The sequence below is a fragment of the Pseudonocardia sp. ZF1 genome (assembly GCF_056835605.1).
The window spans coordinates 213,320-239,434 of the sequence record NZ_JAJNBY010000001.1; the positions used below are offsets into that span (position 1 = coordinate 213,320).

Here is a 26,115-nt window from a genome sequence, read left to right on the forward strand (position 1 = left end):
GTGGCCTAGGGAACGGCGGGGCGCGATCCACGACCGCAGGCCCGGCCGTAGCTGGAGAGCGTCGACACCGTACTCAAGCGGATGTACTCCGGCGTCTCGCCGGGCGAGCCGCAACGCAGGCTTCGTGGCAGCCTCGAGGCACTGCTGGGCCCGCTCGCGAGGCAGCCGACCGCTACAGCCTCAACTCGCGGAACAGCGGCAGCTACGAACCAGGCTCGCAGACTGGTGTCGCAAGGCTTCTGCGCTCGTTCGAAGAGCTCTGCTAGAGCTGCGGCCCGGTCCGTGCGACGGGTGAACCGGGCACGGTAGGCGGCTTCGATCTCGCGTTCGGACATCCAGTGGGTGTCGGCGTCCACGCGCACCGGCGCCCGGAACCGGTCGTTGCTGAAGATCAGGTGTGGAGCATCAGCCGAAGCGGGAACCTCGACCACGACGCAGCGACGGCCGGGGGCCCCGAGCTCGGTCGTACGCAGACTGAGCAGGCCCGGAGCCAGCTTGCTCGCGGCAACCTGGCGCAGAGTGCGCTCGAAACCCTCATCGAGCGCGACGTCATCAGCGCGCCCGCTGGCCCGCTTCTGCTCCTCGGCGATGCCGTAGACGATGGCCCCGCCGCCGGCGTTGGCCATCGCGGCGACGTCTTTCGGGAAGTCACTGTCTCCCAGCTTTCCCTCGGGGAACCGTCGTTTGAAGTCCAGCTGCTCGCTCGGGCACCTGCTGCTCGACCAGTTCGTCGATCAGCGCATCGGTCAGTGGGCCGTGGGTCACGCCGAGAGCGCGGTGGACCGCGGTCAACTCGTTCACCCCGCCATCCAACACCGGCCCACCGACAATCCGGCCGGCACGCGCTCAAGGCTGACGAGGCTTGAGGTGATCCACGCTGCGCGTGTTCATCACTGCCCCGCGTTGCTGGCCGCCGTGGAGTTTCGCTCCACACTCGACCAGCCCGAGATGCTGCGGCCACGTCCGCGGAGGAGGTGTATAAGATCGACTCCGCGTGATCTTGGTGGGGAGTTTAGGCGGTCAGGGGCTCGGCTGTCACGGCCGGCTGGCCGGTGCCGGACTCGACGGTGACGATCCTGATCCGCGACTTCGCCAGGACCTCCAGGCCCATGTAGCGGCGGCCCTCGGTCCACTCGTCGCTCTGCTCGGCGAGCACGGCCCCGACGAGGCGGATCAGGGCGTCGCGGTCGGGGAAGATTCCGACCACGTCGGTGCGGCGGCGGATCTCCTTGTTCAGCCGTTCCTGGGGGTTGTTCGACCAGATCTGCCGCCAGATCTCGTGCGGGTAGCCGGTGAAGGCGAGCAGTTCCTCGCGGGCGTCGTCGAGATGCGCGGCGGCATCAGGGAACTTGGCGCTCAGCGCGTCGACGACGCGGTCGTACTGGGCGCGCACGGCGTCGGTGTCGGCCTGGTCGAAGATGGTGCGTACCTGGGTCGCCACGTGCGGTTGCGCGCTCTTGGGGACGCGGGTGAGCAGGTTGCGCAGGTAGTGGGTGCGACACCGCTGCCACCCGGCGCCGGGCAACGCCGCCCCGATCGCCGAGACCAGGCCGGGGTGCGCGTCGCTGATCACCAGCTGCACGCCCGAGAGTCCGCGGGCGACCAGGCCGCGCAGGAACGCCAACCAGCCGGCCCCGTCCTCGGCGCTGGCGACGTCCAGGCCGAGGATCTCGCGGTGGCCATCGGCGTTCACGCCGGTGGCCAGCAGGGCGTGCACGTTGACCACCCGCCCGTCCTCCCGGACCTTGATCGTGAGCGCGTCGACCCACACGAACGTGTACGGGCCGGCATCGAGTGGACGCTCGCGGAACGCGGCGACCTGGGCGTCGAGGTGGCCGGCCATCTCCGAGACCTGCGACCGCGACAGACTCTTCACCCCGAGCTGCTCGGCGAGCTTCTCGACCCGCCGGGTGGACACGCCGAGCAGGTAGGCGGTGGCCACGACGGTGACCAGTGCCTGCTCAGCGCGGCGGCGGTGGGTCAACAGCCAGTCCGGGAAGTACGACCCCGACCGCAGCTTGGGGATGGCGAGCTCGACGGTGCCGGCGCGGGTGTCCCACTCCCGAGCTCGGTAGCCGTTGCGCTGGTTGGTGCGTGCGTCGCTGCGCTGGCCGTAGTCGGCGCCGCAGGCCTGGTCGGCCTGGGCCGACATCATGGCGTTGGCCAGCGAGGTGATCATCTCGCGGAGCACGTCCGCGGACACGCTCGCCGAGGCCAGCTCGGTCACGAGCTGGGCAGGGTCCACACTGTGCGGTGCGGCCATCGTGGTGATCCTTTCGTGAGTTCCTTGGTCGGTACTCGTGAAAGATCACGCGGTGGCCGTCTCACGTCACGACGCCACGCCGCTGATCAGCGACGAACCCGTACACCAGCTCCGCGGACGTGACCGATGCTGCAGCAGCAGTGCCTTCGCTGCGGCGGGAGCTGGACGAGGCGGTCCGGTTAGACGGCGCCACCACCGCAACGGGGACCTATAAGACCGGGCACGACCTCGATCTCGTGCAGACGAACACGGCGCCTTGGTCCGGCTACTCGAGTCCGCCTTAGAGCGTGTTTGAGAAGATCAAGTCGCGGGTGTGAAGACGTACTTCTGTTGGCGGGCGGCCGGCTTGCCGCGGGCGATGCGGCGGGTGATGGTGTTGATCGCGGCCCAGCGGATCATGGCCTCGGAGACGGCGGGGTGGCGTTCGTAGTCGCGGGCCAGACGGCGGTGTGCGGTCAGCCAGGCCAGTGTCCGCTCGACCACCCAGCGGCGCGGGAGGACGGCGAACCCGCGCTGCTCAGGCGGTTTGCGCACGACCTCGACGCTGGTGCGCAGGATCGTGTTCGCCCACTCCAGCAGGCGTCCGGCGAACCCGGCGTCGGCGTAGACGAACCGCACCCTGGTGCGCAGGTACAGGTCGAGCAGGATCGACTTCGCCCCGTCGCGGTCCTGCACCGACGCCGAGCACACCACAGTGGTCAACAGCAGGCCCAGGGTGTCGGTCACGATGAACCGCTTCCGGCCGTTGATCTTCTTCCCTGCGTCGAAGCCGCGCGAGTCCTGCCCGACGGTGTCGGCACCCTTCACCGACTGCGAGTCGATGATCCCCGCGCTCGGTTCCGGGTCCCGCCCCTCGTCGGCACGTAGCTGACGGCGCACGACCGGGAGGATCTTCTCGGTGACCTTCTGCTGTTCCCGCCGGTTGAAATACCAGTAGACGGTCTGCCAGGGCGGGAAGTCCGCTGGTAGAGCCCGCCAAGCGCACCCCGCCCGCACGACGTAGAGGATCGCGTCGACCACGTCCCGGCGCGGGTGCTTCTCCGGACGCCCACCCGCCCCGGCCTCGGGCAACAGCGGTTCGATCAACGCCCACTGCTCATCGCTGGTGTCCGAGGGATACCGCCGCTGACGCCGAGCCACCCGTCCACGATGGACCAGAGCGCGGCCCGCGCGGCGCAGACACGCCGACCCTTCTCAAACACGGTCTTAGACCGACCGACACCTGACGAGCGCTACGCCTGGCAGTCGCATGACTCATACGCTGAACGGCTCAGCCGCTCCTGATCCTCCACAGTTCTGAGGATTCTCTCTGGCCGTACTAACGGCCGCTCTGGCAGCCCCGATGTGGGCGTATGTGCAGGTCATCGTGACGGAGCCCGAGCCCGTGGGGGACGACTGGTCATCGTTCATGGAAGAAACATGGAACTTTCGTGGTATCTTCGTGGACATGGAGAACGGCGAGCTGTCGGCGACCCTGAAACGGATCAGCGAGCTGGGCGAACAGGTCCAGCGCGCGCTGGCTGCTGGAGACGTGGAGCAGGCGGCTCGCCAGCACGCCGAGCTTCGCGAGGAGGAGGGGCGCCGGGACCGGCTCTTCGACACCCTGGCCTCAGGCTCGATCAAGGGCCGCCCACGCGACCACTCGGTGTCCGGCCGTGAGAAGGAGCAGTCCGCAGCAGCGGTGGAGCAGCCGTTGCGGGAGATCGTGCTTGGGGCGTTGACGTATCTCGGGCGGTCCGCCAGCACCTCGTTAATCGCTGACGTCGTGCGGGCGCGGGAGGGGCTCTCCATCCCGGCCGGGCGTCTGGCGAGCCTGCGGCGAGACGAGGAGCGCTCGTTCAGTTCGGCGTCCACCCGCACCGCCTACGTGGTGCCCGGGCTGACCCACGACCGGTTCGCACCCGCCCGGGGAGTGTTGACCAGCTCGGCATTCCCTCTGCCCCTGCGCATCGCAGCACCCGCGTCGGGCCGGGTCGATCTGCTCCACGCCGTGATCACCCTCGCCGAGGACGCCGCGGAACGCGACGTCGACGATCCGCGAAGGACGGCGCTGACGCGGCTGCTCTGGAAGCTCGCCCGCTCGATCCCCGACGCCCTCAGCGCCGAACTGGACCCGCAACAGGTCTGCCGCGCGGCCCGCGCCGAGCTCGATGTCCACGGAGCGGCTGACCAGGCAGAGCGCGACGAGGCCGCACAGCGAGCCCGTGACCAGCTCGACGCCCATCAGCAGCTGTTCGGTCACCGCACCGCGGTCGTCCGCCACCGTCGCACCAAGGAGGCGTGATGCCGCGTCGGATCCCCTCGCCGCGCCCCGAGACTCCTCTCGCGGGGTTCCGCGGGCAGAACACGCCGTCGGCTCTGAGCGCGCGAGCGATCACCGCCTCGTTGGAGGTCCCCGGGTGCCGTCGGCGGAGCCTGTTCGACACCGCGGGCATCAGCCTGGACCGTGTGGCCCCATTGTTGAGCTGCCCGCCTGGTGAACAGGCCAAGCACGCCTTCAGCCGCGGCAACGCCTTCGAGACTCGTGTCATGGCCAACGAGGGCGCGGACCTGATCGCGCTCCTGCGCGAGCACTTCAACCTGTCCATCGACCGGGTTCGCGTCGCGGACCTGTCCTCTCAGCAGGTGCAGGCCGCCCACGGCGGGCGCGGGCGCCAGCTCAACCGCACCCGCGCCCGGCTCACGGCGCAGCAGCTGCGGCGGATGCTAACCGGTGACCCGGCCGCGCCGACCCTGCTGCGTCACGCCCTCACCACGCTCACCCTCGGCGGCCAAGCCGCCTACCTGGAGCAGGACGCGCTGGCCGTCGTGGCGGACGGCGCCTGCCACATCATCGAGATCAAGAGCTTCTCCAAGATCAACGGTCGGGCGGACGAGCAGAAGGCCGACGCCGCGGCACGGCAGTCTGCCGTGTACGCGCTGAGCCTGATGGAGGTCGTGCGTGAGCTCGGGCTTCCCGCGACCGCCGTGTCGATGAAGGCGCTGCTGGTGATCCCGAGGAACTTCTCGCTCACCCCGGTCGCTAACGTCATCGACCTCACCACCCGCGTCCGCCGGCTGCAGCGGTCGCTGGCCCAGCGTCCCACCGAGGCTCAGCTGGCCGAGCTGCTGCCCGAGGGCACCACTCTCCCATTCTTGCCCTCCGACGCCTCCGACCCCACCTGGGATGCGACCGCAACCCAGGTCCGGCAGGTCTTCGAGGCCGTTCCGGCGCGGTTCGGTGACAGCTGCATCTCCTGTCCGACGTTCCGGTTCTGCCGCGACGAAGCGCAGCGGACCGGGGCGGTCGCCCAGCTCGGCACCAACGCGGTCAACGCCTGCGGCTCGGTCACCAGCACGCGTACCGCGCTGGAGCTCGCCGACGGTCGGCGGGCCCCCGATGGCGGCCCCGAGACTGCCCTGGCTCAGGCCCTGCGGCGAGCCACCACGATCCAGAGGGCGATCACGGCGTGAACACGATGAAGCTGCTCCGGGGACTCCAGGCCGCCGACACCGGGCACGCGGTCCCGCATCGGTCGGTGCGCCACACCCACCTCGCTGACGAGCCGCTGGTCGTGTGCGCCTATCACCTCGCGAACGAGCCGGGCGCCCCCATCGGGCTCGTCTACGGCACAGACCCGCTGGACCCGCAGGTCGTCGCGATGGGGAACCCCCTCAACCGCGACGTCCGGTTCGCCGCGCTCGGTGGCTTCGCCCGCGACGCACTCACCTATCTCGAGCCGTACATGGACCACGAGCTCGTCCGCGCGGGCCCGCGCACGAGCCGGATGAAGCCCCTCGCCGTCGACACCCCTCAGATCGTCACGCCCAACACCGCCACCGCGGCCTGGCTCGCCGACGTGCTCGCGCCCACGACCCGCAACCTGCGCCCCGAGGAGCAGGACGTCGATCCGGCGTTGCCGCTGTTCGGTGCTCACCTGACCGCGATGACCCAGGCAGCACGCTCTCCGATGTCGAGCCTGGTCACCAGCGCGACCGCGCTCCTGAGCGCTCACTGGGTCACCGGTCAGCTCGGAGGCGAGACCGAGATCCTGCAGACCCTTCTGCGGTGGATCGCGCCTGTCCCCGGTCTCACCGGCCGCGAGTCCGCTGCCGCCGCAGAACTCGACACCCCGCCCGCCGGGCCCGTCCCCGGCATCGAGTTTGACGACGCGCTCTACCCGGCCTGGGATCAGTGGTCGGCCCGGACCGCGGCCGGCACTGACCCACTCGAGGCGAGCGAGGCAATGCGCGCAGCCATCCTGGCGGCGCTCGCGCCCGCATACGCAGCAGCCTTCGAAGCGCTCCAGATCCTGCGCGACCTGCTGCCGGCGGCTCGGGACGAGGCCCGCCACGAAGTCGACCGGGAGGCGTGGGGCCGTCACTGCCAGCGGGTCGAGAGCGGGCCCGCGCGGTTCCGATCAAGGCTCGACCCGTTGACGGCGGCGCGGATCATGCAGGACAGCGAGTCCGAGCTCGCCACCTACGCCCGCCAACAGGTCCTCGACGACCCGCTGGCGCTGGCAGAGCTGGTTTTCATCAGCGACGCCGTGCAAGGCGAGGTCCTCGCGGTCGACTCCACCATCCGCGAAGGTCGGTCCTGGACACCGCTGGTCACCGTGCGCACCACGGTTCCCTACGAGAACGCGCCGGGTGCGCGCCTATTCACCGCGACGAACGACCAGCAGAGCGCCGAAGTGATCGCCGTCGACGGCGACACCGTCACCCTCAAGCTCCGCCGCGGCATGGGCCGAGGACGCCCCACCCCCGACAGGCTCCCGAGCCTCGGCGAGTCACTGACGTTCGTCTCTCTCGAACCCAAGAAGTTCACGGCCCCGACCCTGCCTCGCGAGCTGCCCTGGACCCACCGCCTGCCCGAGCCGGTCGACGCATGACCAGCACACCCACCCCCACCCACGAGGTGACCCCGTGACCCGCAGATCTCCCGTCGACCCCGCTGCGGTCGCAGCGTCCGAGGCCGTCACCGCCGACATCCTGGAGGTCGCGCGCGAGGGCCGCGAGCGCGTCTGCCTCGTCGACAGCCCCCCTGGCGCAGGTAAGTCGACCCTCGTGCGCTCGGTCGCCACCGGCCTCGCGCACGACGGCCGTCAGGTCCCCATCGTGTCCCAGACCAACGAGCAGGCCGATGACCTGGTCCGCGACCTGAGCCTCCAGCTCGCGGACACGCCACACAGGATCGGCCGTCTGCACCGCGACGGCTATGAGCCGCCCGACGACCTGCAAGCCGACCCGCACGTCGTGCTGAACAACGACATCGCGGTCCTGCAGGACTGCTCGGTGATCATCGCCCCGGCGAAGAAGTGGGCGTTCGTCGACTCCGGCCAGCAGAACTGGCCGTTGGGGATCATCGACGAGGCCTACCAGATGCGCGGCGGGGACGCCCTGGCCGAAGTCGCCGAGCTGTTCGGGTCGCTGCTCGCCGTCGGTGATCCCGGCCAACTCTCCCCGTTCACCACCGGCGACGAGACCCTGTTCCGCGGTATCGAGCGCTCACCACTGGCGAGCGCGGCGAACGTGCTGCTCGACTCCTTCCCCGACGCCTACCAGCGGATGCTGCCGGTGAGCTGGCGGCTGGCCCCACAGGCCGCCGACCTCGTGTCGAGGGCCTTCTACTCGACGCAGTTCCGCGCCGGAACCACAGCCGGGGCCCGCCGGCTGCAGTTCAGCCGGCTCGGCAACCAGGACCCGCTCGACCGCGTCCTCGGCCACGCTGCCGACTCCGGATGGGGGCTGCTCGAGCTGCCCCAGGCGTATATGCCCGCCGACGACCCGGATGCCGTGCGAGCGCTCGCCGAACTGGTCTGCCGCGCGCTGACCGCCCAAGGCCGCTGCCGCGACGAGCACGACCGGATCTACGGACTGAACGAGGCCCGGATCGCCGTCGGCGTCACCCACACCGCCCAGAAGCGTCGCGTGCGTGCAGTGCTCGACCAGATCCTCACCACCCGCGGCTTCCGACCCGGAGCGGTCGTCGTCGACACCGCGAACCGACTCCAGGGACGCCAGTTCGAGCTGGTCCTCGCCTGGCACCCGCTCTCCGGCCGACACGACACCAGCAGCTTCCACATCGAAGCCGGCCGACTCTGCGTGCTCCTGTCTCGGCACCGACAGGCCTGCGTCCTGGTCACCAGGGCCGGCCTGGACTCGCAGCTGGAGTCACACCCCCAGCCCGAGCCCCTCTGGCTGGGCGAGCGTCAGCTCACCGTCGACGGCTGGGAGGCCAACCTGTCGGTGCTCGAGCAACTCACCGAGCACCGCATCGCCGCAGGCTGATCCCATCGTGCTCCCTCACCCCGGTTGGAGGCACCGCACGCCCTACGCGCCTGCAGCGCCAGCAAGCCACCGATGACCACGAGCGGCTACCACCTGGCCGAGGAGTTGTGCCAAGAAGAGCTTCGCGCCTACAGCAGGCTGCGTCATTACGCCTGCTACCCACTGAACCGCATCGAGCACGCCGACATCGACAGGGACTGCCCAGGGTTCGGTTGACTCCTGACCTGTGAGGACGTGGTCCTCGCTGGAAGGATCAGCATCGTGCCCAAGCCGTTCCCGGCCGAGTTCCGCCGTGACGTGATCGCAGTCGCCCGTCAGGGCAATCAGTCGATGGCCCAGGTTGCCCGGAGTTTCGGGATCTCGGAGTCGTGTCTGAACCGGTGGTTGAGGATCGCCGACCGCGAGGACGGCATCGGTGACAGCACCGGCGGTACCAGTGCGAGCGCACTGTCCAGCGCTGCTGCGGCCGGTGGTGATCTGGAAGCGGAGAACCGAGAGCTGCGGCGGCGGACCAAGCAACTCGAGCAGGAGAACGAGATCCTGCGCCGGGCGACGGCCTACTTCGCCCGCGACGTCCTCCCAAAATGATGTACCCGCTGGTCCTCGACCTCGCCGATGACAAGATCCCCGTCGCGGTGACCTGCCGGGTGCTCGGCTTCTCCAAGCAGGCCTTCTACCAGTGGAAGGCCAAACCGGTCTCCGACCGCGACTACGACGACGCGCATTTGATCAACGCCGCGATCGATGTCTATCACGACGACCCCGAGTTCGGCTACCGCTTCATCGCCGACGAACTCGCCGCACACGGCTGGATGGCCTCGCGCAATCGAGTCGGGCGGCTGTGCACGCTGCAGCAGCTGTGGTCGGTCCACGCCCGCCGTCGCGGCCGCCACCGCCGGCCCGGACCGCCGGTGCACGACGACCTCGTGCGCCGCGAGTTCACCGCCGCCCGGCCGAACCAGCTGTGGCTGACCGACATCACCGAGCACCCGACCGGCGAGGGCAACCTCTACCTCTGCGCGATCAAGGACGCCTGCTCCAAGCGGATCGTGGGCTACTCGATCGACACCCGCATGACCTCAGCGCTGGCAGTCACCGCGCTGCGCAACGCGGTGACACTGCGGGGCAGATCTGCGGCGACGATCGTGCACTCCGACCGCGGCAGCCAATTTCGATCACACGCCTACCAGCGCGAACTCCGCGCGGCCCAGCTCCGCGGGTCGATGGGCCGGGTCGGGACCTGCGCGGACAACGCCGCGATGGAGTCGTTCTTCAGCCTGCTGCAGAAGAACGTACTCAACCGCCGCCGCTGGACCACCCGCACCGAGCTACGCCTCGCGATCGTCACCTGGATCGAGACCACCTACCACCGCAGGCGCCGCCAGCAGGGCCTCGGTCGACTGACCCCGGTCGAGTTCGAGACACTGCTCGACACCGCCCACGCGGCCTGACCCACCTATCGACACGGGTCAACTCAACTCTGGGCAGTCCCTCTGACATCAACGGCCACCTGCCGGTCGAGCAAAAGTTGGTAGTCCTCGACGATGGGGGTGCCAGCAACGCCGAGTGGCGGCCCGAACTGGTCAACTTGTTGTCACAGGTCGCCTATGTTGGGACCTGGGGGCAGCGAGACCTATGGACGCAGTTCGTCCTGGACGGCTCCCCCCGCGAGGATCGCGTGCTCGCCCCTGCCGGGCAGGGGCTATGGGACGATTGACCATCGACCGCTGGCTGGACAACGCGATGTGATGCGTTGTGCTCTGAACGCTGGGGCACCGGGGCCGCAGTCAGCCGTCAGCTCCCGCTTTAGCGGGTGGCTCGACGTGCTCGACCTGGGACGTCTGGCTGGTTTTGCTGCTGGGTGGGTCTTCTTTGTCGTCGCGACCGGGTGAGCACCGGCCGCATAGCCGACGATGACGCCGATCACTGCGGATGACCTCGCCGGTGACTATTCCGGTGATCCCGAGAGTGCGATGACCCCGCCGAGCGCGAAGAGCGGGACCCCGACCTGCGCTAGGCGTGTGGCCGAGAGCGGAGAAAATCATGATCCACCGACTGATCCACGAACTGCTGTGCGCTCGTGCCTCTCGTGCCCAAACGATCGCCTCCCGTGCCGACCCTGATACTGGTCACCTGGCGTCGCCGCGACCGCGTCCCAACTACGGATCAGAAGGTTAGGGGTTCGAATCCCTTCGGGCGCACACATCGAGATCGGCCCTGACCAGCGGTGATGGTCAGGGCCGTTTCCTTTCCCGCCCCTGGGGGCGATCCGGACCCGTGCGCCCTGCCCGCTCCGCCCCACGACCGGCCGGGCCTCGGCCATGATGGTGGCCGGGCCCCGTGGCCCGGGGAGGTCGACGAGCAGATGAAGATCGGCGAGCTGGCGGAACGCACCGGCGTCAGCGTCCGGATGCTGCGGTACTACGAGCAGCAGGGCCTTCTGACCTCCACCCGCAGCACCGGCGGTCAGCGCCTGTACTCCCTCCACGAGCCCGAGCGGGTCGAGCTGCTGCGCACGCTGTTCGCGGCGGGGCTGTCGAGCCGCACCATCGCGAGCCTGCTGCCGTGCGTGGACACGCCGGGTCCGCAGACCGCCGACGAGGCCTACGCGACGATGTGCCGTGAGCGGGACCGGCTCAGTGCCGCGATGGCGACGCTGGCGACCGCACGCGACGCCCTGGACGGCCTCATCGCCTGCAACTCCGAGCACCGGGCCGCCCTCGCGTCGCCACGACGCACTGCCTGAACGTCCACCCACCGAGGTGACCCGGGTCACGATCGCTGGCACCTGACACTCATGTCAGGTCCTAGCGTCGGGACCGTGATCAACGCATACGGGTACCGCACCTTCGGGGGGCCCGAGGTCCAGGAGTTCCTCGCCCGTCCCGCCCCCGTCCCGGCCGCCCACGAGGTCGCCGTCGCCGTCGGCGTCGCCGGGGTCAATCCCCTCGACCACGTGCTGCGCGCCGGACTCCTGCCCGCCCTGAACGGCGCTGTGCCGTTCCCGCAGGTCCTCGGCATGGAGGCGGCGGGCGTGGTCACCGCCGTCGGGTCCGGGGTCCGGGGTCCGGGGGCTGGAGGTGGGCGACCGCGTGTTCGGGTTCGCGCTCACCGGGGCGGGGACCTACGCCCGCACGACCGTCCTCCTCGGATCCGCCACGGCCCGCACCCCCGACGGGCTGTCCGACCGGTGGGCGGCCACCATCCCCGTCGCAGGGACCACGGCACTCGACGTGATCGACCAGCTCGGCCTCCCGCCCGGGGCGCGCCTGCTCGTCAACGGGATCGGCGGCGGCGTCGGTATCGCCACCGCCCAGCTCGCCCGTGCCCGCGGACTCCGCGTCGTCGGCACCGCCGGTGGAGCCAAAGCGGGTGACCGTCACCGCCACCGGCGCAGCCTTCGTCGACTACACCGGTCCGACGGCCGAGGCCGACCTGCGCGCGTTCGCGCCCGACGGATTCGACGGCATCGTCGACCTCGTCGGCGGGGCCTCGCTGCGCGCCGTGGCACCGCTGGCCGCCGCGGCGACGACGGTGGTCTCGGTCGGAGACCCCACGGTGGTCGAGATCGGAGGCGCCGTGGTCGAGCGGCACACCGACCGACCCACCCTGGAGCGGGTGGCGGACCTGATGGCGCAGGGGGTCCTCGACCCGAACATCACCGCCGTCCACCCCCTCGACGAGGCGGCGCAGGCCCTGGCGGGCGTGGAGAACGGCCACGCGACGGGCAAGACGGTCCTCGACCTGACCGGCTGAGCGCCGGCCTCCGGTGGGGAACGACCGGTATCGGGGATTCCGGACCTGCGCCGCGCGCCGGCCACGGGGCGGCAGGTCAGGGGTGCGATCCCCTTCGGGCGCACATGTCGATCGCCGTCGCGTCCGCCGAGGTCGCTCCCGGCCGGCGGACCCGCCCGGCCCGGGGCCGGTCCGCGGCGCCGGTCAGCCAGGCCCGCAGCGCCGCGGCCACGGCGACGGGGTTCTCGCAGGGCGTCAGGTGCCCCACGTCGTCGAGCACGACGACATCGGGGTCGCCGGGAAGCCCGGACCGGAGTTCGTAGGCCTGGCCCAGGGGGATCCAGGGGTCGTCGCGGCCCCAGCCGATGCGTGTCGGGCAGCGCGTGGCGCCCAGCCTCTCCGCCACCGCGCGGGTGTCGACGGAGCTCAGTGCGGCGATCTGGAGGTAGAAGGCGGCCTGCCCGCCGGGAGCCGTCCACGGGGACACGAGTGCGTCGACGTCCCGGTCCGGCAGCTCCCGCGAGAGCGCGCCGGTGATGTACCCCGTCACCAGTGCGGCGTGCAGGTCCGGGGGGAGCTGGGCGAACACGTCGGTGTTCTCGGCGACCAGCCGGAAGAAGGGCGAACCCCACGGGTCGAGCGTGACGACGTCCCAGAGGAACAGGTCGGCGTAGTCCGCCCCGTGCAGGAGGTGCGCTCCCAGCGCGACCGCGCCGCCGATGTCGTGTGCGACCACGTGCGGATGGCGGAGACCCCAGGTACGGAGGAGGGAGGCCAGTCGCGCCATCTGCGAGCGGAGGTCCGTCGCGACCGCCGGACCCTTCTCCGAGTCCCCGTAGCCCGGCATGTCCCAGAGGAACACGCGATGGTCGCTGCCCAGCTCCCGGGCGACGCGGCCCCAGACCTGCGAGGACCACGGCGTGCCGTGGCACAGGACGACGTCTCCCCGGACCGGCCCCGCGGGTTCCACGACCCGGGTGGCGACGCAGGTCCCGCCGACGTCGACCGGGATCGGGTCGGGCAGCAGCGGCTCGTGTGTCAGCATGGGGCGACGCTAGAACTTCAGGTCGACCTGAGGTCAACGCCGGGAAGGACGTGGGACGGTGAGGATCGGCGAGGCCGCCCGGCGGGTCGGCGTCGATCCGCACGTCCTGCGGCACTGGAACGACGAGGGGGTCGTCGTTCCCGATCGCGCCGCGTCGGGTCATCGCGAGTACACCGACGAGCACGTCCGTCGCCTCCGCGTGGTGCAGGCGTGCCGGGGTGTCGGGATGAGCCTCGCGGAGATCCGGCTCGTGCTCCACCGTGGCGACGCGGAACGCGCCCGGGTCATCGAGGAGAGGCTACGCCGCATCCGGGAGCAGCGCGCCCGGCTGGCGGAGGCGGAGAGATTCCTCGGGCACGTCGTCGACTGCACGCACGACCTGCTCACCCGGTGCGAGGACTGCTCGGCATACGCCGCGACGATCCCGGAGCCGGTCGACGGGCCCGGACCGGATACACCTCGGCCCCGGCCGGGGTGGCCGGGGCCGAGCAGCAGGAGCGCGGTCAGTCCTTCGTGACGGCGTCCTTGACCTTCTCGCCGGCCTGCTTGAGGTTGCCCTTGGCCTGGTCGCCCTTGCCCTCGGCCTCGAGCTTCTCGTCGTCGGTCGCCTTGCCGACGGTCTCCTTGGCCTTGCCCGTGAGCTCCTCGGTCTTGTTCGCGACCTTGTCGTCCGCTGCCATGGGTGCCTCCTCGGCTCGTTGGTCACCGCTGTCCTGCGCCACCGCGGGGGTGTCGCGCACGGCGTGGGACCGGGTACCACGCCGCGGGCGCGGGAAACGGCGGGTCCGTGTGCGGTTCGTCCGGTTCAGGCGGATCATGCAGGAGCGCCCGGCCGCCGTTCCCCCGCTGCGTGGTCCCGTCGCCTGCGGATGGCGGGCGTCGCCGGTGCGCTCCCGCTCCTGGTCGCCTGCGCGCCCGGGGCCGCGGCTCCCGCGTCGCCCGGCCCGCCGGACACCCCGGAGGTGACGGTCGTCCAGATGAACCTGTGCGACAGCGGGATCGCCGGTTGCTACACCGGGCGAGCCGTCGAGGCCGCGGCCGATCTCGTGCGGACCGAGGTGCCGGACGCGGTCACCCTCAACGAGGTGTGCCGCGCGGGCGTCGAGCGGATCGAGCGGGCGCTCGCCGGGGCCGCGCCGGGGTCGTCGACGTCCTCGGCGTTCCAGCCTGCCCGCGAGCGCGACACCGGCGCGCCGTACCGCTGCGCGAACGGTGACGAGTACGGCATCGGCGTGGTCTCGCGTGCCCCGTCGAGCGTCGCGAGTGCCGGGATCCACCCGGCGCAGGACCCGCGTGACCCCGAGGAGCGTGCCTGGCTCTGCCTGGACACGACGACCGCGGGTGGCCCGCTCGGGGTCTGCACCTCGCACCTGGCCTACACCGACCGCGCCGTCACCCGTGCCCAGTGCGGGTACCTGTTCGACACCGTCGTCGCGGGCCTGCGGTCCCGCGCCGACGCCGGACCGGTCGTCGTGGGGGCCGACCTCAACCTGGGGGCGGCCGAGGACCCCGACCTGCGGTCCTGTCTGCCCCCGGGGTCGGCACCGGCCGCCGACGACGGGGTCCAGCACGTCGTCGTCGTCCCCGCGGCGGCCGCGGCACGGACCCGGGTGATCGACCTGGGCGGCACCACCGACCATCCGGCGCTGCTGGTCACGGTGCGCCCCGAGGCCGGATCTGCGTAGCGCTGCGGATCGACGGGACCCCGCCGGCCGGTAGAACGGTCACACGACGCGGGAGGGGTGGGGTCATGGACGAGGACCTGGCCGTCGGTGCGGTGCTGGGCGACTTCGAGATCCGGGGACGGCTCGGGGCCGGGGGGATGGGGGTCGTGCTGCGGGCCCACGACCGCCGCCACGGCGGCGAGGTCGCGCTGAAGGTGCTGCCCGCCCGTCTCGCCGGGGACCCGGTCGTCGTGGAACGGTTCCGGCGGGAGGCCCGCGCCGCGTTCGAGCTGCGCGACCCGCACGTCGTGCCGGTCCACGGGTTCGGTGAGATCGACGGCCGGCTCTACCTCTCGATGCGCCTGGTCGACGGCGAGGACCTGGCTCGTGTCCTCGCCCGGCGCGCGCCGCTGGAGCCCCGCCGGGCCGCCCGGATCGTCCGCCAGGCCGCGCACGCCCTCGACGCCGCGCACGCGGCGGGCCTGGTGCACCGCGACGTGAAACCGGCGAACCTGCTCGTCGTCGAGGACCGGGACGACTTCACCGCGCTCACCGACCTCGGCATCGCCCGCGCGGTCGGCCCGGACCCGGACACCGCGCTCACCGAGACCGGCGCCACCGTCGGCACGCTCGCCTACCTCGCCCCGGAGCGGCTCGCGGGCCGCACGCCGGTCGACGGGCGTGCCGACGTCTACTCCCTGACCTGCGTGCTCGTCGAGATGCTGACCGGACGCACGCCGTTCCCGGAGGCGGACCCGGCCGCCGTGCTCACCGCGCACCTCATGGCCCCGCCGCCCCGGGTGACCGGGCGCCGGCCCGGCCTCGCCCCCGGCTGGGACGACGTCGTCGCCCGCGGGATGGCGAAGGACCCCGCCGACCGGTTCCCGACGGCCGGTGCACTCGCGGCCGCGGTCGACGCCCTCGCCGGGGACCGTCCCGTGCCGGACCCGACCCTCCGGGCGACCGCCCCCGTCCTCCCCGGGACCGATCTCGCGCCCCGTGGCGGCGGGCGGCGGTTGCCGGTCCTGGTCGGCGCCTGCCTTGCGGGGGCGGTGGTCGCGCTCGGCGCGACCTGGGCGCTGCCGACCGTTCCGTCCGGCGCGCCGCCCGCCGGGCAGGGTGCAACGGCGACGACCGGACCGGTGCAGCCCGCCGAGGCCACGACCACCCTGCCCGCCGCCGACCTGGGCCTCGGCCGCTCGCTCGCACCGGTGTCCTGCGCGGCGCCGGCGGACCTGGTCGTCGTCGGCGCGGCCGTCGACCCCGCGCGCTACCGCGAGGACGTGTCCGAGCACCTGCGCGCCCACCCCGGCGCGAACTACCTGCTCGCCGACGGCAGCTGCGTCCCCTTCCGGTCCCGGACCGACGCGGGCAACCCGATCTACGTCTCCTACCTGGGACCGTTCGCCGACCGAGGCGACGCCTGCGCGGCGCTGGCCCGGGCCGGCGGCGACGCCTACCTGCGCCCGGTCACCGGCCCGGTCGGATCGGCGGGTCCGCGGCCCTGCTGACCCGCGAGCCGGGTCGTGACCCGGAGTTCACCGGCGGAAACACCGATGTGCCCCGGAGCGGTCATGCTTCGCGCTCACCCCGCGCACCCCCGACGGGACCTGGGTTCCGAGGCGGCTGCGGGATAGTGTCCTGGCTCACGGCGCCGACGCCGGCGGAGCCGATGCGAGCTGTCGAGGAGGCCCCGAGTGCGCTACTGGACCACTGAGGACCGCCCGGCCGGTGAGCAGTTCAGCTACTGGCGCGAGGTGATCTGCGAGGCGTTCACCCCGCTCGCCGCGGAGCTGCCCGGCGCGCGGCGGACCGGCCGGGCCCACGCGCGCGAGATCCGCAGCTGGGTGCGCTCCAGCAGGCTCACCGCCACCAACTGCGCCGAGGTGTCGTCGGCGACGCAGCTCATCACCCACGGCGCGGCCGAGGTGCGGCGCACCGTCACCGACCACGTGTTCGTGAACCTGCAGATCAGCGGCCACTGCGTGGGGACCCAGGCCGGGCGCCGCTGCGTCGTCGGACCGGGCGGCTTCGCGTTGTTCGACACCACCCGCGAGTACGCGCTGGACTTCGTCGCCGACGACCGGAGCGAGGAGTGGCGCTGCGTCTCGTTCCGGGTGCCGCGCGCCCGGCTGCTGCCGCTGGTGGCCGACCTCGACGGCGCCACCGCGACGACCCACGACGGCGCCGCGCCCGGAATGGCCCGCATCGTCGCCTCCACCATGCTGTCCACCTGGAACGGCCTCGACGCGCTCGACCCGGCCGGCGCGGACGCCGCCGACACCGCCTTCACCACGCTGCTCGCCGCCGCGGCCGGCGGCACCGACGAGCTGCGCGACACCGGGCGCGCGGAGCTCGACGCGGGCCGCGGTCAACCGCTACCTGGCGGCCCACCTGCGGACCGGGGACACCTCGGCCGGCGCGGTCGCGGCCCGCTTCGGCATCTCCGTCCGCAAGCTGCACCAGCTCTACGAGGGCACCGACCGCAGCTTCTCCCGCACCGTCATGGCGCTCCGCCTCGACGGGTGCACCCGCGAGCTCACCGGTCCGGCGCGGACCGGCACCCTCACCGAGCTCGCCGCCCGCTGGGGCTTCGCGGACCTGTCCCACCTCAACCGGGTCTTCCGCACCCACCACGGCTGCCTGCCGTCGGAGTACGGCGACCGCGGCCCGGACGGACCGTGCACGCCGGTACCGGCCGCCGTGCACACCGGTTCGATCCCGGGACGGGGTGCGACGGCGACCATCGCGTCGCGTCCCTGACCCCAGGGTCCGGTCGGGGCCCGACCGGAAGGTATCCGACGATGACACTGGACTTTTCCCTCGACGCCGAGCAGCTGGCCCTGCGCGAGCAGGCCCGGCAGTTCGCCGACACCGTCCTGACCGGCGTCGAGGCGCGATCGCACCGCACCCGCAGCCCGCCGAGCGGTTCTACGCCATCCAGCCGTTCTACCGGCAGATGGCCGAGGCCGGGTTCGTGAAGGCCCTCATCCCGGCCGAGTACGGCGGCGGGAGGTTCACCTCGCTGCAGTTCGTGCTCGCCGTCGAGGAGATCGCCCGGGTCGACGTCAACGTCGCCTCCGCGATCCTCGGCACCGGCCTGGGGCTCTACCCGATCGTCCACTTCGGCACCGAGGAGCAGAAGCAGCGGTGGCTGCCGGCGTTCTGCGGTTCGGAGCCGAAGCTCGCCGCGATCGCCTACACCGAGGTCACCGGCGGCGCGAACTACGACTCGCCGGACCCGAAGGTCGGGGTGCAGACCTTCGCCCGGATCGAGGGCGACGAGATCGTCCTCAACGGGTCCAAGCACTACACCACCAACGCCTCGGGCTTCGACGGCCAGGGCGCCGACCTCATCGCGGTCGTCTGCCGTACGGACCCGGCGCTGCCGCCGCAGGAGTCGCTCGCGGTCGTCATGGTCGAGCGGGGCACGCCCGGGGTGGAGATCACCGGGATGCTCGACACCATCGGCCACCGCGCCGCGAACTCGCCGCGCGTCGAGTTCCGCGACGTCCGCGTCCCGCTCTCGAACATGATCGGCGGGCCGGGTGACGGCATGGAGATCGTGAAGAGCGCCTTCACCTGGACCTGCGCGCCGATCGGCGCGGCCTGCGTCGGGCGGATGCGGGCGGCCGTCGACTACGCCTACGAGTTCGCCCGGACCGACAACCGGTCGGGCCCGCACCCGGTCATCGAGTACCAGAACGCCGGGTACATGCTCGCCGACATCAAGATCCGCATCGAGGCGACCCGGTATCTGGCCTGGAAGGCGGCCGACCACTTCGACCGGACCGGCGGCAAGGACCGTGAGCTCGCGAACATCACGAAGATCTACGCCTCGGAGCGGTCGGTCGACGTCGTCTACGACGCGATGCGCCTGGTCGGGGTGGATGCCTACACGACCGAGACGCCGATCGCGGGGATCATGCAGGACGTCCTCTGCTTCCCCGTCTACGACGGCGGCAACATGGGCGTCCGGCGGCGGCACCTGCACGAGATGCTGATGGAGCCGAGCTACGACCCGCTCGCCTGGCCGAGAACCGGCTCGCCACCGGGACCTGACCGCCCCGGGCCGGCCCCCGTCCCGAGGGGGCCGGCCCGCTCCCGGGCTCAGGCGTGCGCGGCGACCGGGTCGTCGGCGGCCTCGGGCAGGATCTCGCCGTCCTCCAGCACGTTGGCGCCCGGCACCTCGTGCAGGAAGATCGCCACGTCGGACTTCGCGTCCCCGGTGACCGCGCACCACGCGTCGGCGATCCCGTGCAGCAGCCGGGCCCGGACCTCGGGGGAGCGGCCCTCGCGGATCAGCCCGACCATCCGCGGGCCCTCCACCGGCTCCCCGGCCACGAAGACGCTGCCGGGCGGGACCTCGGTGAAGGTGCAGTGCACGTAGCGGGCGGGGGCACCGGTGACCTCGCCGTGGACCCTCGTCACCGCCGCGGCGACCTCGGCGCGGCGGGCCAGCGTCGCGTTCCCGGTGGGCACGGTGAAACGGTAGTAGGGCATCGTCGACCTCCGTGGTGGGACTCGAATCGAGTTCGACGGTAACGGGGCACCTGTGGGTCTGCAAGCTCGTAGGACTCGAAACGTGTCCTAGTATCGGGCGCCGTGAAGCACGACGAGCTCGGTGCCGCGTACTGCTCGGTGGCCCGCACCTGGGCGGTCCTCGGCGAGCGGTGGACGATGATGATCCTGCGCGAGTGCTTCCGCGGCGAGCGCCGCTACGACCACTTCCGCGACAAGCTCGGCCTCGGCAGCAACGTCCTCAACGACCGGCTGCGCGTGCTGGTGGAGGAGGGCGTGCTCGACCGCGTGCCCTACCAGGAGCGCCCGGTCCGGCACGAGTACCGGCTCACGCCCAAGGGCGCCGACCTCTACCCGGTGCTGGTGGCGCTGATGAACTGGGGCGACCGGTACGCCGTCGACGTCCCGCCGGTCCGGCTGGTGCACCGCGGCTGCGGCCACCCCGCCGAGCCCCGGCTCACCTGCACGCACTGCGCCGAGCCGGTGGCGTGGCGGGACATGACCGCCGAGGTCGAGCCCGACGCCTGGTGAGCACCACGGCGGGGCCGGTACCTCAGGCGCCGCCCGGCGGGTGCCGCCCATCGCCCGGGGCGAGCAGGGTGTCGGCCGTCGCCGCGTCGCAGACCAGGGTGTGGACCAGGCCCGAGCGCAGCACGGCGCGGGTGGCGTCGGCCCGCTCCGGATCCCTGACCAGGGCGATCACGTCGCCCGCGGCGCGCAGGTCCGCCTCCCCGGCGGCGACGAGCTGGTGCGCCGGTCCGCTGTCGAGGACCCGGCCGGCGCGGTCGACCAGCAGCCCGACGACCTCGCCGACCGCGCCGCCCGCGGCCAGTCGCCGTCGCTCGGGGGCGGTCAGGACGTCGTGCACGGTGGAGTGCCCGGCCCGCCACGCCCCGATCCCGACGACGGCGGTGTCCAGTGCGGCGCAGCGGGCCAGCGCGTCGGCGACGCCCGGCTGGGCCCGCACCGCGCGGGCGGTGTCGGCGTCGGGCAGCAGCAGGGGCGCGTAGACCGGGTAGGCGTCGCCGCCGCACAGCGCGGCGGCCCGGAACACCGCGGTGGCCGAGCCGTCGCGCCGCCACGGCAGCGAGTAGGCGCCGCACAGCTGCACGACCGTGCAGCGCGCGAGCCGGGGGAGGAGCCCGACGACGTCGTTGACCGTCCGGGACCAGGCCAGGCCCAGGACGTCGCCGGTGCCGACGGTCTCGGCGAGCAGCGCGGCGGCGAGCGCGGGCACCCCGCCGTCGTCCCGGGCGACCAGGGCGCGGCGCAGCCCGTGGGCGGCGCGGACGGCGGACGAGCGCCGCGCGTCGACGTCCGCGCCCGGGTCGATGTCGACCCGGACCAGTCCCCGCTCGCGGGCCGCGTCCAGCAGCCGGGCCACCTGGAACCGGCTGAGCCCCAGTTCGGTGCCGACCGCGATCCGGGACCGCCCGTGCAGCAGTACCTGCTCGGCCACCTCGGCCGCGAGCACCCGGCGGGCCGGGCCCCAGGCGGGTGCGTCGTCATCACCGCTCATCTGAGCACCGTAGCGTGCGCATCGGCCGGTGATGTTGACCTTCCATGCCCGCGGCCGTGTACTCGACGGTGTTGGAACCGCTCAGATGAGTGGAGGCAGGCCATGACCGCGACGATCGGTACGACCCCGGCAGCCGCGCACCACCCGGCGCCGGAACCGGCCCCGGTGGCGCGCCAGCTGCTCGTCGGCCGCGACGACGGCTACGGCGATCTCGCCCTGGAACGGTTCGCGCTCGCCCCCGGTGCCGGGGCGTGGCACGCCCCGGCCGCGCCGTGCGACCGGCTGCTCGTCGTCCTCGCCGGCCGGGCCCGGGTGGGCGTCGAGGCCGGCGGGCCGTCGGTGGAGCTCGCCGCGGACGAGGTCGTGCACGTGGCGGGCGGGCACGCCCACCGGGTCGAGGTGCTCGCCCCCGGGCCCGGCGGGTGCCTGGAGTGGATCCTGCTGGCGGGTCCCCGGCCGGCCCCTCAGCCGTAGAGGTCGGGACGGCGGTCGGCCAGGTAGGGGTTCGCCCGCCGCGACACCGCCAGCGCGGACCGGTCGAGCTCGGCCACCAGCAGCTCCGGGTCGCGGCCCGCCCGCACCACGGCGCCGTCCGGCCCGGCGACGCAGGACAGCCCGCCGTAGGTCAGCGACCCCTCGGTGCCGCACCAGTTGGCGTAGGCCACGTACACCTGGCTCTCCCACGCCCGGGCCGGGACGAGCACCCGGGGCACGTGGTCGTAGGGGAGCATGTTCGCGGTCGGGACCAGCACCGCGTCGGCGCCGGCCAGCGCCAGCGCGCGGACGGTCTCGGGGAACTCGACGTCGTAGCAGACCAGCAGGCCCAGCCCCCAGCCGTTCCAGGTCGCGACGGCGGGCGGGGTGTCCGAGGCGGTGAAGCAGGCCCGGTCGAGCGCGCCGAACAGGTGCGTCTTGCGGTACCCGGCGAGCCGGGTCCCGTCCGGCCCGACCAGTGCGACGGCGTTGGCGACCCGTCCGCCGTGGCGCTCCGGGTAGCCGTAGAGCACCGCCGTCCCCGACGTCCTGGCGATCGCGGCGACGGCGTCCGCCGACGGCCCGTCGGCCGGCTCGGCGAGCGCGGCGACCGCATCGGCGCCGATGTCGTAGCCGGTCAGGAACATCTCCGGGGTGACGAGCAGGTCCGCGTCCGCGGCGGCGCACGCCTCGGCGAGCCGGGCGAGGTTCCCGGCCACGTCGTGCGGCCGGGAGACGGTCTGCAGCAGCGCGACGCGCATCAGTCCGGCAGCGCGGGCGGCGCGAGCTCGGCGAACCGGTCCCCGGGACCGGGGTTGTCCGGCGGGGTGGACCCGCCCAGGTGCGCGACGATCCCCCAGACCGCGTTCAGCGCGGTCTGCACCGCGCCCTCCGCCCAGGCCGGGGTCCACGACACGTCGTCGCCCGCCATGAAGATCCCGCGTTCGGCGGCGGGCAGGTCGTCCTGCACGAAGTGGCAGTACATCCGCCGGTTGTAGCGGTAGTGCCCGGGCAGGGCGCCCTTGAACGCACCGAGGCTGTGCGGGTCGGACTCCCAGGTCACGGTGATCGGGTCGCCGATGACGTGCGCCCCGACGTCGACGGTCGGGTAGATCTTGCGCAGCGCGCCCAGCGCCAGCTCGACCCGCTTCTCGACCGGGTACGGCAGCATCTTCAGCGAGTCGCTCATCCACGAGTACGACAGGCAGATCACCCCGGGCCGGTCCGGCCCGTTGTCGAACAGGTACGTGCTGCGGGTGAGCCGGTCGGTCAGCGTGGTGGACATGACCTCGCGCCCGGTCGCCGGGTCGACGTCGCGCCAGAACGGCCGGTCCACCATCACGAACGTCTTGGTCGACTGCATGTAGCGGGTGCGGTCCAGGGCCATCCACACCTCCTGGCCGAACAGCGACTCGTCGGTGTCGATCTGGGTGGACAGCAGCCAGCTCTGGCAGGTGGTGAGCACCGCGGGCACGTCGCGGGTGCCGCCGTAGACGTCGGTGACACGGATCGTGTCCGCGTCGAGGCGGTGCAGCCGCGCGACACCCGGCCGGGTCCCGCCCCCGTGCAGCGACGACAGGCTGGTTCCGGCGGGCCAGTGCACCGGGTCGTCGGGGGTGCGCGTCCACAGCCCCTGCGGCACCTGCTCCACCCCGCCGACGACGAGCAGCTGGTCGTCGTCGCAGCCGGTCAGCACCACCCGCAGGATCTCCAGCATCGAGTTCGGGAAGTCCGAGTCCCAGCCGCCGGTCCCGAAGCCGACCTGCCCGAACGCCTCGCGGTGGGCGAAGGACAGGTCGGAGAACGCCTTCGAGGTGGACACGAAGTCGTAGAAGGTGCGGTCGTCCCAGACCTCGACGAGCTCCGCCCAGAGCGCCCGGATGCGCCCGACGTCGCGCTCGCGGATCGCCTGCTGCAGGTCGGTGAAGCCCGCGCCCTCCTCCAGCGCGCTCGCCCAGGCGTCGGCGACCTCGGTGAAGAACGGGGGCAGGTCGGCCAGGGTCCGGCCGTAGTACGTCCGCCCGTGCAGGTCGATCACCGTGCTGCCGGCCGCCTCCGTCAGCGGGTTCGGGAACGGCGCGGTGGGCAGCCCGAGCAGGTCGACGTAGTGGTGGAACGCCGTCGAGGAGCGGGGGAAGCGCATCCCGCCCAGCTCGGCGACGATCCCGTCGGCACCCTCGAAGGGCTGCGAGCGCAGCCGTCCGCCCAGGTGGGAGGACTCGTACACGACCGGCCGCAGCCCGATGCGCATCAGCTCGTAGGCGGCGACGAGCCCGGCGATCCCGGCCCCGACGACCACGACCTCGGTCCCCAACCGGTCCGGTGGGACCCGGCCGAGCCCGGCCGGGTGGGTCAGCCAGTCGTCGTAGGGGAAGGGGAAGTCCGGGCCGAACGCGGTGACGGGTGGCTGCTCGGGGCTCATGGGTGGGCTCCTCGGGTCGTGTGCCGGGGATCACCCGGCCCCGCGACCCTATCGAGGACTCCGCCCCGGATCAGCCCTTTCCGCGCCGCGAGCGCACGACGCCGGTGACGATCCGCTGGTAGGTGGTCGGCAGCAGCCGCACCATCGAGTCGATGGCCCACGCGTCCGGTCCGATGAGGACACGGCGCTGGTTGCGCCGCACGCCGTCCAGGATGGTCTTCGCGGCCCGGTCCGGGGTGGTGGTGAGCATCCGCTCGAACTCGGCGGTGGCGTCGGCGGCCGGGCGGCCGGTGGCGGCGGCGACGCTGTCGTCGACCCGGGCGGCCTTCGCGATGTTGGTGCGGATCCCGCCGGGGTGCACGCAGGTCGCGGACACCGGGGACCCGGTGAGCTCGAGGTCCTGGCGCAGCGACTCGGTGAACCCGCGGACCGCGTACTTGCTCGCGTTGTAGCCGCTCATCAGGGGCTGCGCGGCGACGCCGAAGATGCTCGACAGGTTGACCACGTGGCCGGCGCCCGCGGTCTCCATGTGCGGCAGGAACGCCTTGGTCCCGTGGACCACGCCCCAGAAGTTGATGTCCATGATCCAGCGGTAGTCCTCCAGGGACAGTGCCCCGGTGGTGCCCGACAGCGCGACGCCGGCGTTGTTGACGATCATGTGGACGGCGCCGTGGTCGGCGACGACGGCGTCGGCCCAGCCGTAGACGGCCTTCTCGTCGGCGACGTCGAGATCGGCGGTGGTGACCCGTACCTGCGGCCCGGCGAGCGCGGCGGTCTCGGCGAGGCCCGCGGCGTCCCGGTCGGCCAGGGCGAGGTGGCAGCCGTCGCCCGCGAGGCGCAGGGCCAGCGCGCGCCCGATGCCGGATCCGGCTCCGGTGATCGCGGCGGTACGACCGGTGAAGGACTTCATCGTCGGCTCCTCACGAGCGGGTGTGGTGGGCGACCCTAATCTGATGACGCGTGATTCCACATAGCGGGGTGACCGGCGTCATCCCAGGCCGGTACCGCCCACGAGGAAGAGGGCGAGCGCGTCCGTGACCCGGTCGCGGGGCGGGTCGAACCCGCTCACCGTCCAGGTCATGACGACGTGGCTGATCCCGCCGATGACGGCGTCGGCGCGCAGCCGGGTGGCGATGGCGTCGGCGGGGGAGGGGGCGGCGTGGTCCGCGGTGAGCGCCAGGAGCAGCCGTCCGAAGCCGGACATGGTCTCCAGCGAGGTCCGCTCGACCTCGGGGCTCACGCCGAGCACCTCGAACCAGACCACCCGGGCGAGCCGCGGGTCGTCCTCCACCACGCGCAGGAACGCGTCGAGACCGGCCCGGGCCAGTGTGAGCGGGTCGGTGCCGGGCGCCGCGGCCAGTGCGGGGGGCACCGCGTCCCGGAGGCGGGCGGTGCACTCGGCGTAGACGGCGAGCAGCAGCGCCTCGGTGCCGTCGAAGCACTCGTAGAAGTACCGGTCGGCGACGCGTGCCTCCCGGCAGATCCGGCGCACGGTCGCCGCCCGGTAGCCGTCGGTCCCGAGCACCTGCAGTCCCGCGTCGAGCAGCCGGCGGCGACGGTCCTCGGCGCGGTCCGACGCGGACGCGCCCGCGTAGGTCCGGCCGGTGCTCATCCCGCCATTCCAGCACGGGCGGATCGCACCCCCGGGCTTCCCCGGTACGGCGCCACGTCTGTTCCGACCGGGTGAACCTGCTGTGTACGACCGGCCTTGCGCGCGACGCTCCGACAAACAGTCCGCGTGCTCTGTCTCCCGGGCTCGCCGTGACCCCCGGCGCGGCGCTGCACGGTCATGGGCACTACACCTAGCCGTTCGCGAACAGCTCATCGAGGGCGGCGGCGAGGATGATCACCCGACTGCTGGCTCGGCGTTCGCCCTGCGTGCGACGGGGCCGGTGCGGACGCGGTCCGTCCGCGGGGGAGACCATGCGGGGCAGGGTAGCCCCCGCCGATGTCTGTACACGCTGCTCCACCCGACCCTGGGGTTCGTCACCCGAGGGGGTGTCGACGATCGACGACGTACCGGTCCCGGGGTCGCTGCCGGCGGCCTCCGCGGCCGAGCAGGCGGCGTTCGCGCGGCGGGCCCGGCGGTAGGGGCTCGGCGAGGCGTGGCTGCTCATGGGGGTGCCGTGGGTGATGCCGGACATGCTGTCGCCGTCCTCGGCTCGGGCATGTCGGCGAACCCGGCGATCTGATCCGTCC

26 protein-coding genes and 3 pseudogenes are annotated in these 26,115 nt (G+C 72.4%); 17 read left to right on the plus strand and 12 right to left on the minus strand.

From position 1 onward, the window contains the following. Positions 1–5: 5 nt before the first annotated feature. The 3 genes and pseudogenes from ZF1_RS01070 to ZF1_RS01080 all read right to left on the minus strand — a co-directional run. Entirely contained in the window at positions 6–695 is a 690-nt protein-coding gene (locus ZF1_RS01070; protein ID WP_482638662.1) for an RNA-binding domain-containing protein, read from the minus strand. Between the two features lie 317 nt (positions 696–1,012). After that, the gene (locus ZF1_RS01075; protein WP_482636277.1) at positions 1,013–2,263 is read right to left on the minus strand and encodes an IS256 family transposase; all 1,251 of its coding nucleotides are present in this window, start codon (positions 2,261–2,263) and stop codon (positions 1,013–1,015) included. 314 nt (positions 2,264–2,577) lie between these two features. Next, positions 2,578–3,442, minus strand: a pseudogene (locus ZF1_RS01080) (IS5 family transposase); the annotation flags it as partial. A 175-nt stretch (positions 3,443–3,617) separates the two neighbouring features. Between ZF1_RS01080 and ZF1_RS01085 the strand changes: the two are divergent. The 8 genes from ZF1_RS01085 to ZF1_RS01120 all read left to right on the plus strand — a co-directional run bounded on the left by ZF1_RS01085 (position 3,618) and on the right by ZF1_RS01120 (position 12,292). Further along, positions 3,618–4,547, plus strand: coding sequence for a hypothetical protein (locus ZF1_RS01085; RefSeq protein WP_482636278.1), 930 nt, complete (start codon positions 3,618–3,620; stop codon positions 4,545–4,547). Continuing rightward, positions 4,547–5,716 carry a hypothetical protein gene (locus ZF1_RS01090; protein ID WP_482636279.1) on the plus strand — a complete coding sequence of 390 codons (1,170 nt, stop codon included), beginning with the start codon at positions 4,547–4,549 and terminating at the stop codon, positions 5,714–5,716. The genes ZF1_RS01085 and ZF1_RS01090 overlap by 1 nt, the downstream gene beginning before the upstream one ends. Continuing rightward, entirely contained in the window at positions 5,713–7,137 is a 1,425-nt protein-coding gene (locus ZF1_RS01095) for a hypothetical protein (protein ID WP_482636280.1), read from the plus strand. The genes ZF1_RS01090 and ZF1_RS01095 overlap by 4 nt, the downstream gene beginning before the upstream one ends. A 34-nt stretch (positions 7,138–7,171) precedes the next feature. After that, on the plus strand, positions 7,172–8,536 hold the full coding sequence (locus tag ZF1_RS01100) for an AAA family ATPase (RefSeq protein WP_482636281.1): 1,365 nt from the start codon (positions 7,172–7,174) through the stop codon (positions 8,534–8,536). Positions 8,537–8,797: 261 nt separating this feature from the next. After that, positions 8,798–9,987 (plus strand): IS3 family transposase gene (locus ZF1_RS01105; protein ID WP_482636282.1). Its coding sequence is split into 2 segments (ribosomal slippage): positions 8,798–9,113 and positions 9,113–9,987, totalling 1,191 coding nucleotides; the frame shifts between segments, so codons are not numbered across the junction. A 914-nt stretch (positions 9,988–10,901) separates the two neighbouring features. Then, positions 10,902–11,282 (plus strand): MerR family transcriptional regulator, encoded by a 381-nt coding sequence (locus ZF1_RS01110; protein WP_224403895.1) that lies wholly within the window; start codon positions 10,902–10,904, stop codon positions 11,280–11,282. A gap of 51 nt (positions 11,283–11,333) precedes the next feature. Continuing rightward, on the plus strand, positions 11,334–11,912 hold the full coding sequence (locus ZF1_RS01115; protein ID WP_482636283.1) for an alcohol dehydrogenase catalytic domain-containing protein: 579 nt from the start codon (positions 11,334–11,336) through the stop codon (positions 11,910–11,912). Then, entirely contained in the window at positions 11,909–12,292 is a 384-nt protein-coding gene (locus tag ZF1_RS01120) for a zinc-binding dehydrogenase (RefSeq protein WP_482636284.1), read from the plus strand. Before ZF1_RS01115 ends, ZF1_RS01120 begins: the two co-directional genes overlap by 4 nt. A 76-nt stretch (positions 12,293–12,368) precedes the next feature. Here ZF1_RS01120 and ZF1_RS01125 read toward each other — a convergent pair whose 3' ends face one another. Continuing rightward, on the minus strand, positions 12,369–13,316 hold the full coding sequence (locus ZF1_RS01125) for an alpha/beta fold hydrolase (protein WP_482636285.1): 948 nt from the start codon (positions 13,314–13,316) through the stop codon (positions 12,369–12,371). 58 nt (positions 13,317–13,374) lie between these two features. Here ZF1_RS01125 and ZF1_RS01130 point away from each other — a divergent pair, with 58 nt between their 5' ends. Next, positions 13,375–13,833 (plus strand): MerR family transcriptional regulator, encoded by a 459-nt coding sequence (locus tag ZF1_RS01130; RefSeq protein ID WP_482636286.1) that lies wholly within the window; start codon positions 13,375–13,377, stop codon positions 13,831–13,833. Here the strand turns inward: ZF1_RS01130 and ZF1_RS01135 are convergent. Beyond that, positions 13,820–13,996: a CsbD family protein gene (locus ZF1_RS01135; protein ID WP_482636287.1), complete on the minus strand. Its 177-nt coding sequence runs from the start codon at positions 13,994–13,996 to the stop codon at positions 13,820–13,822. The genes ZF1_RS01130 and ZF1_RS01135 overlap by 14 nt on opposite strands. A gap of 189 nt (positions 13,997–14,185) precedes the next feature. Here ZF1_RS01135 and ZF1_RS01140 point away from each other — a divergent pair, with 189 nt between their 5' ends. The 6 genes and pseudogenes from ZF1_RS01140 to ZF1_RS01165 all read left to right on the plus strand — a co-directional run. Continuing rightward, positions 14,186–15,001: an endonuclease/exonuclease/phosphatase family protein gene (locus ZF1_RS01140; RefSeq protein ID WP_482636288.1), complete on the plus strand. Its 816-nt coding sequence runs from the start codon at positions 14,186–14,188 to the stop codon at positions 14,999–15,001. A 65-nt stretch (positions 15,002–15,066) separates the two neighbouring features. Beyond that, positions 15,067–16,491, plus strand: coding sequence for a serine/threonine-protein kinase (locus ZF1_RS01145; RefSeq protein WP_482636289.1), 1,425 nt, complete (start codon positions 15,067–15,069; stop codon positions 16,489–16,491). 246 nt (positions 16,492–16,737) lie between these two features. Next, positions 16,738–17,226 (plus strand): annotated as a pseudogene (locus ZF1_RS01150) (AraC-like ligand-binding domain-containing protein); the annotation flags it as partial. A gap of 148 nt (positions 17,227–17,374) precedes the next feature. Then, positions 17,375–17,743 (plus strand): helix-turn-helix domain-containing protein, encoded by a 369-nt coding sequence (locus ZF1_RS01155; RefSeq protein WP_482638663.1) that lies wholly within the window; start codon positions 17,375–17,377, stop codon positions 17,741–17,743. A gap of 41 nt (positions 17,744–17,784) precedes the next feature. Next, positions 17,785–17,961 (plus strand): hypothetical protein, encoded by a 177-nt coding sequence (locus ZF1_RS01160; protein WP_482638762.1) that lies wholly within the window; start codon positions 17,785–17,787, stop codon positions 17,959–17,961. Then, positions 17,940–18,962: pseudogene (locus ZF1_RS01165) on the plus strand (acyl-CoA dehydrogenase family protein); the annotation flags it as partial. The gene ZF1_RS01160 and the pseudogene ZF1_RS01165, both read left to right, overlap by 22 nt. 128 nt (positions 18,963–19,090) lie before the next feature. On the opposite strand, the gene ZF1_RS01170 reads toward ZF1_RS01165, so the two are convergent. After that, complete coding sequence (locus tag ZF1_RS01170) at positions 19,091–19,483, minus strand: tautomerase family protein (RefSeq protein WP_251783185.1); 393 nt, start codon at positions 19,481–19,483, stop codon at positions 19,091–19,093. A gap of 102 nt (positions 19,484–19,585) precedes the next feature. On the opposite strand from ZF1_RS01170, the gene ZF1_RS01175 reads away from it, so the two are divergent. Then, positions 19,586–20,032 (plus strand): winged helix-turn-helix transcriptional regulator, encoded by a 447-nt coding sequence (locus tag ZF1_RS01175; protein WP_405420393.1) that lies wholly within the window; start codon positions 19,586–19,588, stop codon positions 20,030–20,032. Between the two features lie 22 nt (positions 20,033–20,054). On the opposite strand, the gene ZF1_RS01180 is transcribed toward ZF1_RS01175, so the two are convergent. Then, positions 20,055–21,020, minus strand: a complete 966-nt coding sequence (locus ZF1_RS01180; RefSeq protein WP_482636290.1) for a sugar-binding transcriptional regulator — start codon at positions 21,018–21,020, stop codon at positions 20,055–20,057. A gap of 102 nt (positions 21,021–21,122) precedes the next feature. Between ZF1_RS01180 and ZF1_RS01185 the strand changes: the two genes are divergently transcribed. Further along, positions 21,123–21,494 (plus strand): cupin domain-containing protein, encoded by a 372-nt coding sequence (locus ZF1_RS01185; RefSeq protein WP_346102483.1) that lies wholly within the window; start codon positions 21,123–21,125, stop codon positions 21,492–21,494. Here ZF1_RS01185 and ZF1_RS01190 read toward each other — a convergent pair. From ZF1_RS01190 to ZF1_RS01210, 5 genes are all read right to left on the minus strand, one after another. Beyond that, positions 21,485–22,255, minus strand: a complete 771-nt coding sequence (locus ZF1_RS01190) for a carbon-nitrogen hydrolase family protein (protein WP_482636291.1) — start codon at positions 22,253–22,255, stop codon at positions 21,485–21,487. The two genes, ZF1_RS01185 and ZF1_RS01190, sit on opposite strands and share 10 nt — an antisense overlap. Further along, a complete protein-coding gene (locus tag ZF1_RS01195; RefSeq protein ID WP_482636292.1) occupies positions 22,255–23,916 on the minus strand; it encodes a flavin monoamine oxidase family protein in 1,662 nt (553 codons plus the stop codon). Before ZF1_RS01195 ends, ZF1_RS01190 begins: the two co-directional genes overlap by 1 nt. Before the next feature lie 70 nt (positions 23,917–23,986). After that, positions 23,987–24,826, minus strand: a complete 840-nt coding sequence (locus ZF1_RS01200) for an SDR family NAD(P)-dependent oxidoreductase (protein ID WP_482636293.1) — start codon at positions 24,824–24,826, stop codon at positions 23,987–23,989. Between the two features lie 78 nt (positions 24,827–24,904). After that, positions 24,905–25,528 (minus strand): TetR/AcrR family transcriptional regulator, encoded by a 624-nt coding sequence (locus tag ZF1_RS01205; RefSeq protein ID WP_476653364.1) that lies wholly within the window; start codon positions 25,526–25,528, stop codon positions 24,905–24,907. Between the two features lie 190 nt (positions 25,529–25,718). Next, on the minus strand, positions 25,719–26,060 hold the full coding sequence (locus tag ZF1_RS01210) for a hypothetical protein (protein WP_482636294.1): 342 nt from the start codon (positions 26,058–26,060) through the stop codon (positions 25,719–25,721). Between the last annotated feature and the right edge of the window lie 55 nt (positions 26,061–26,115).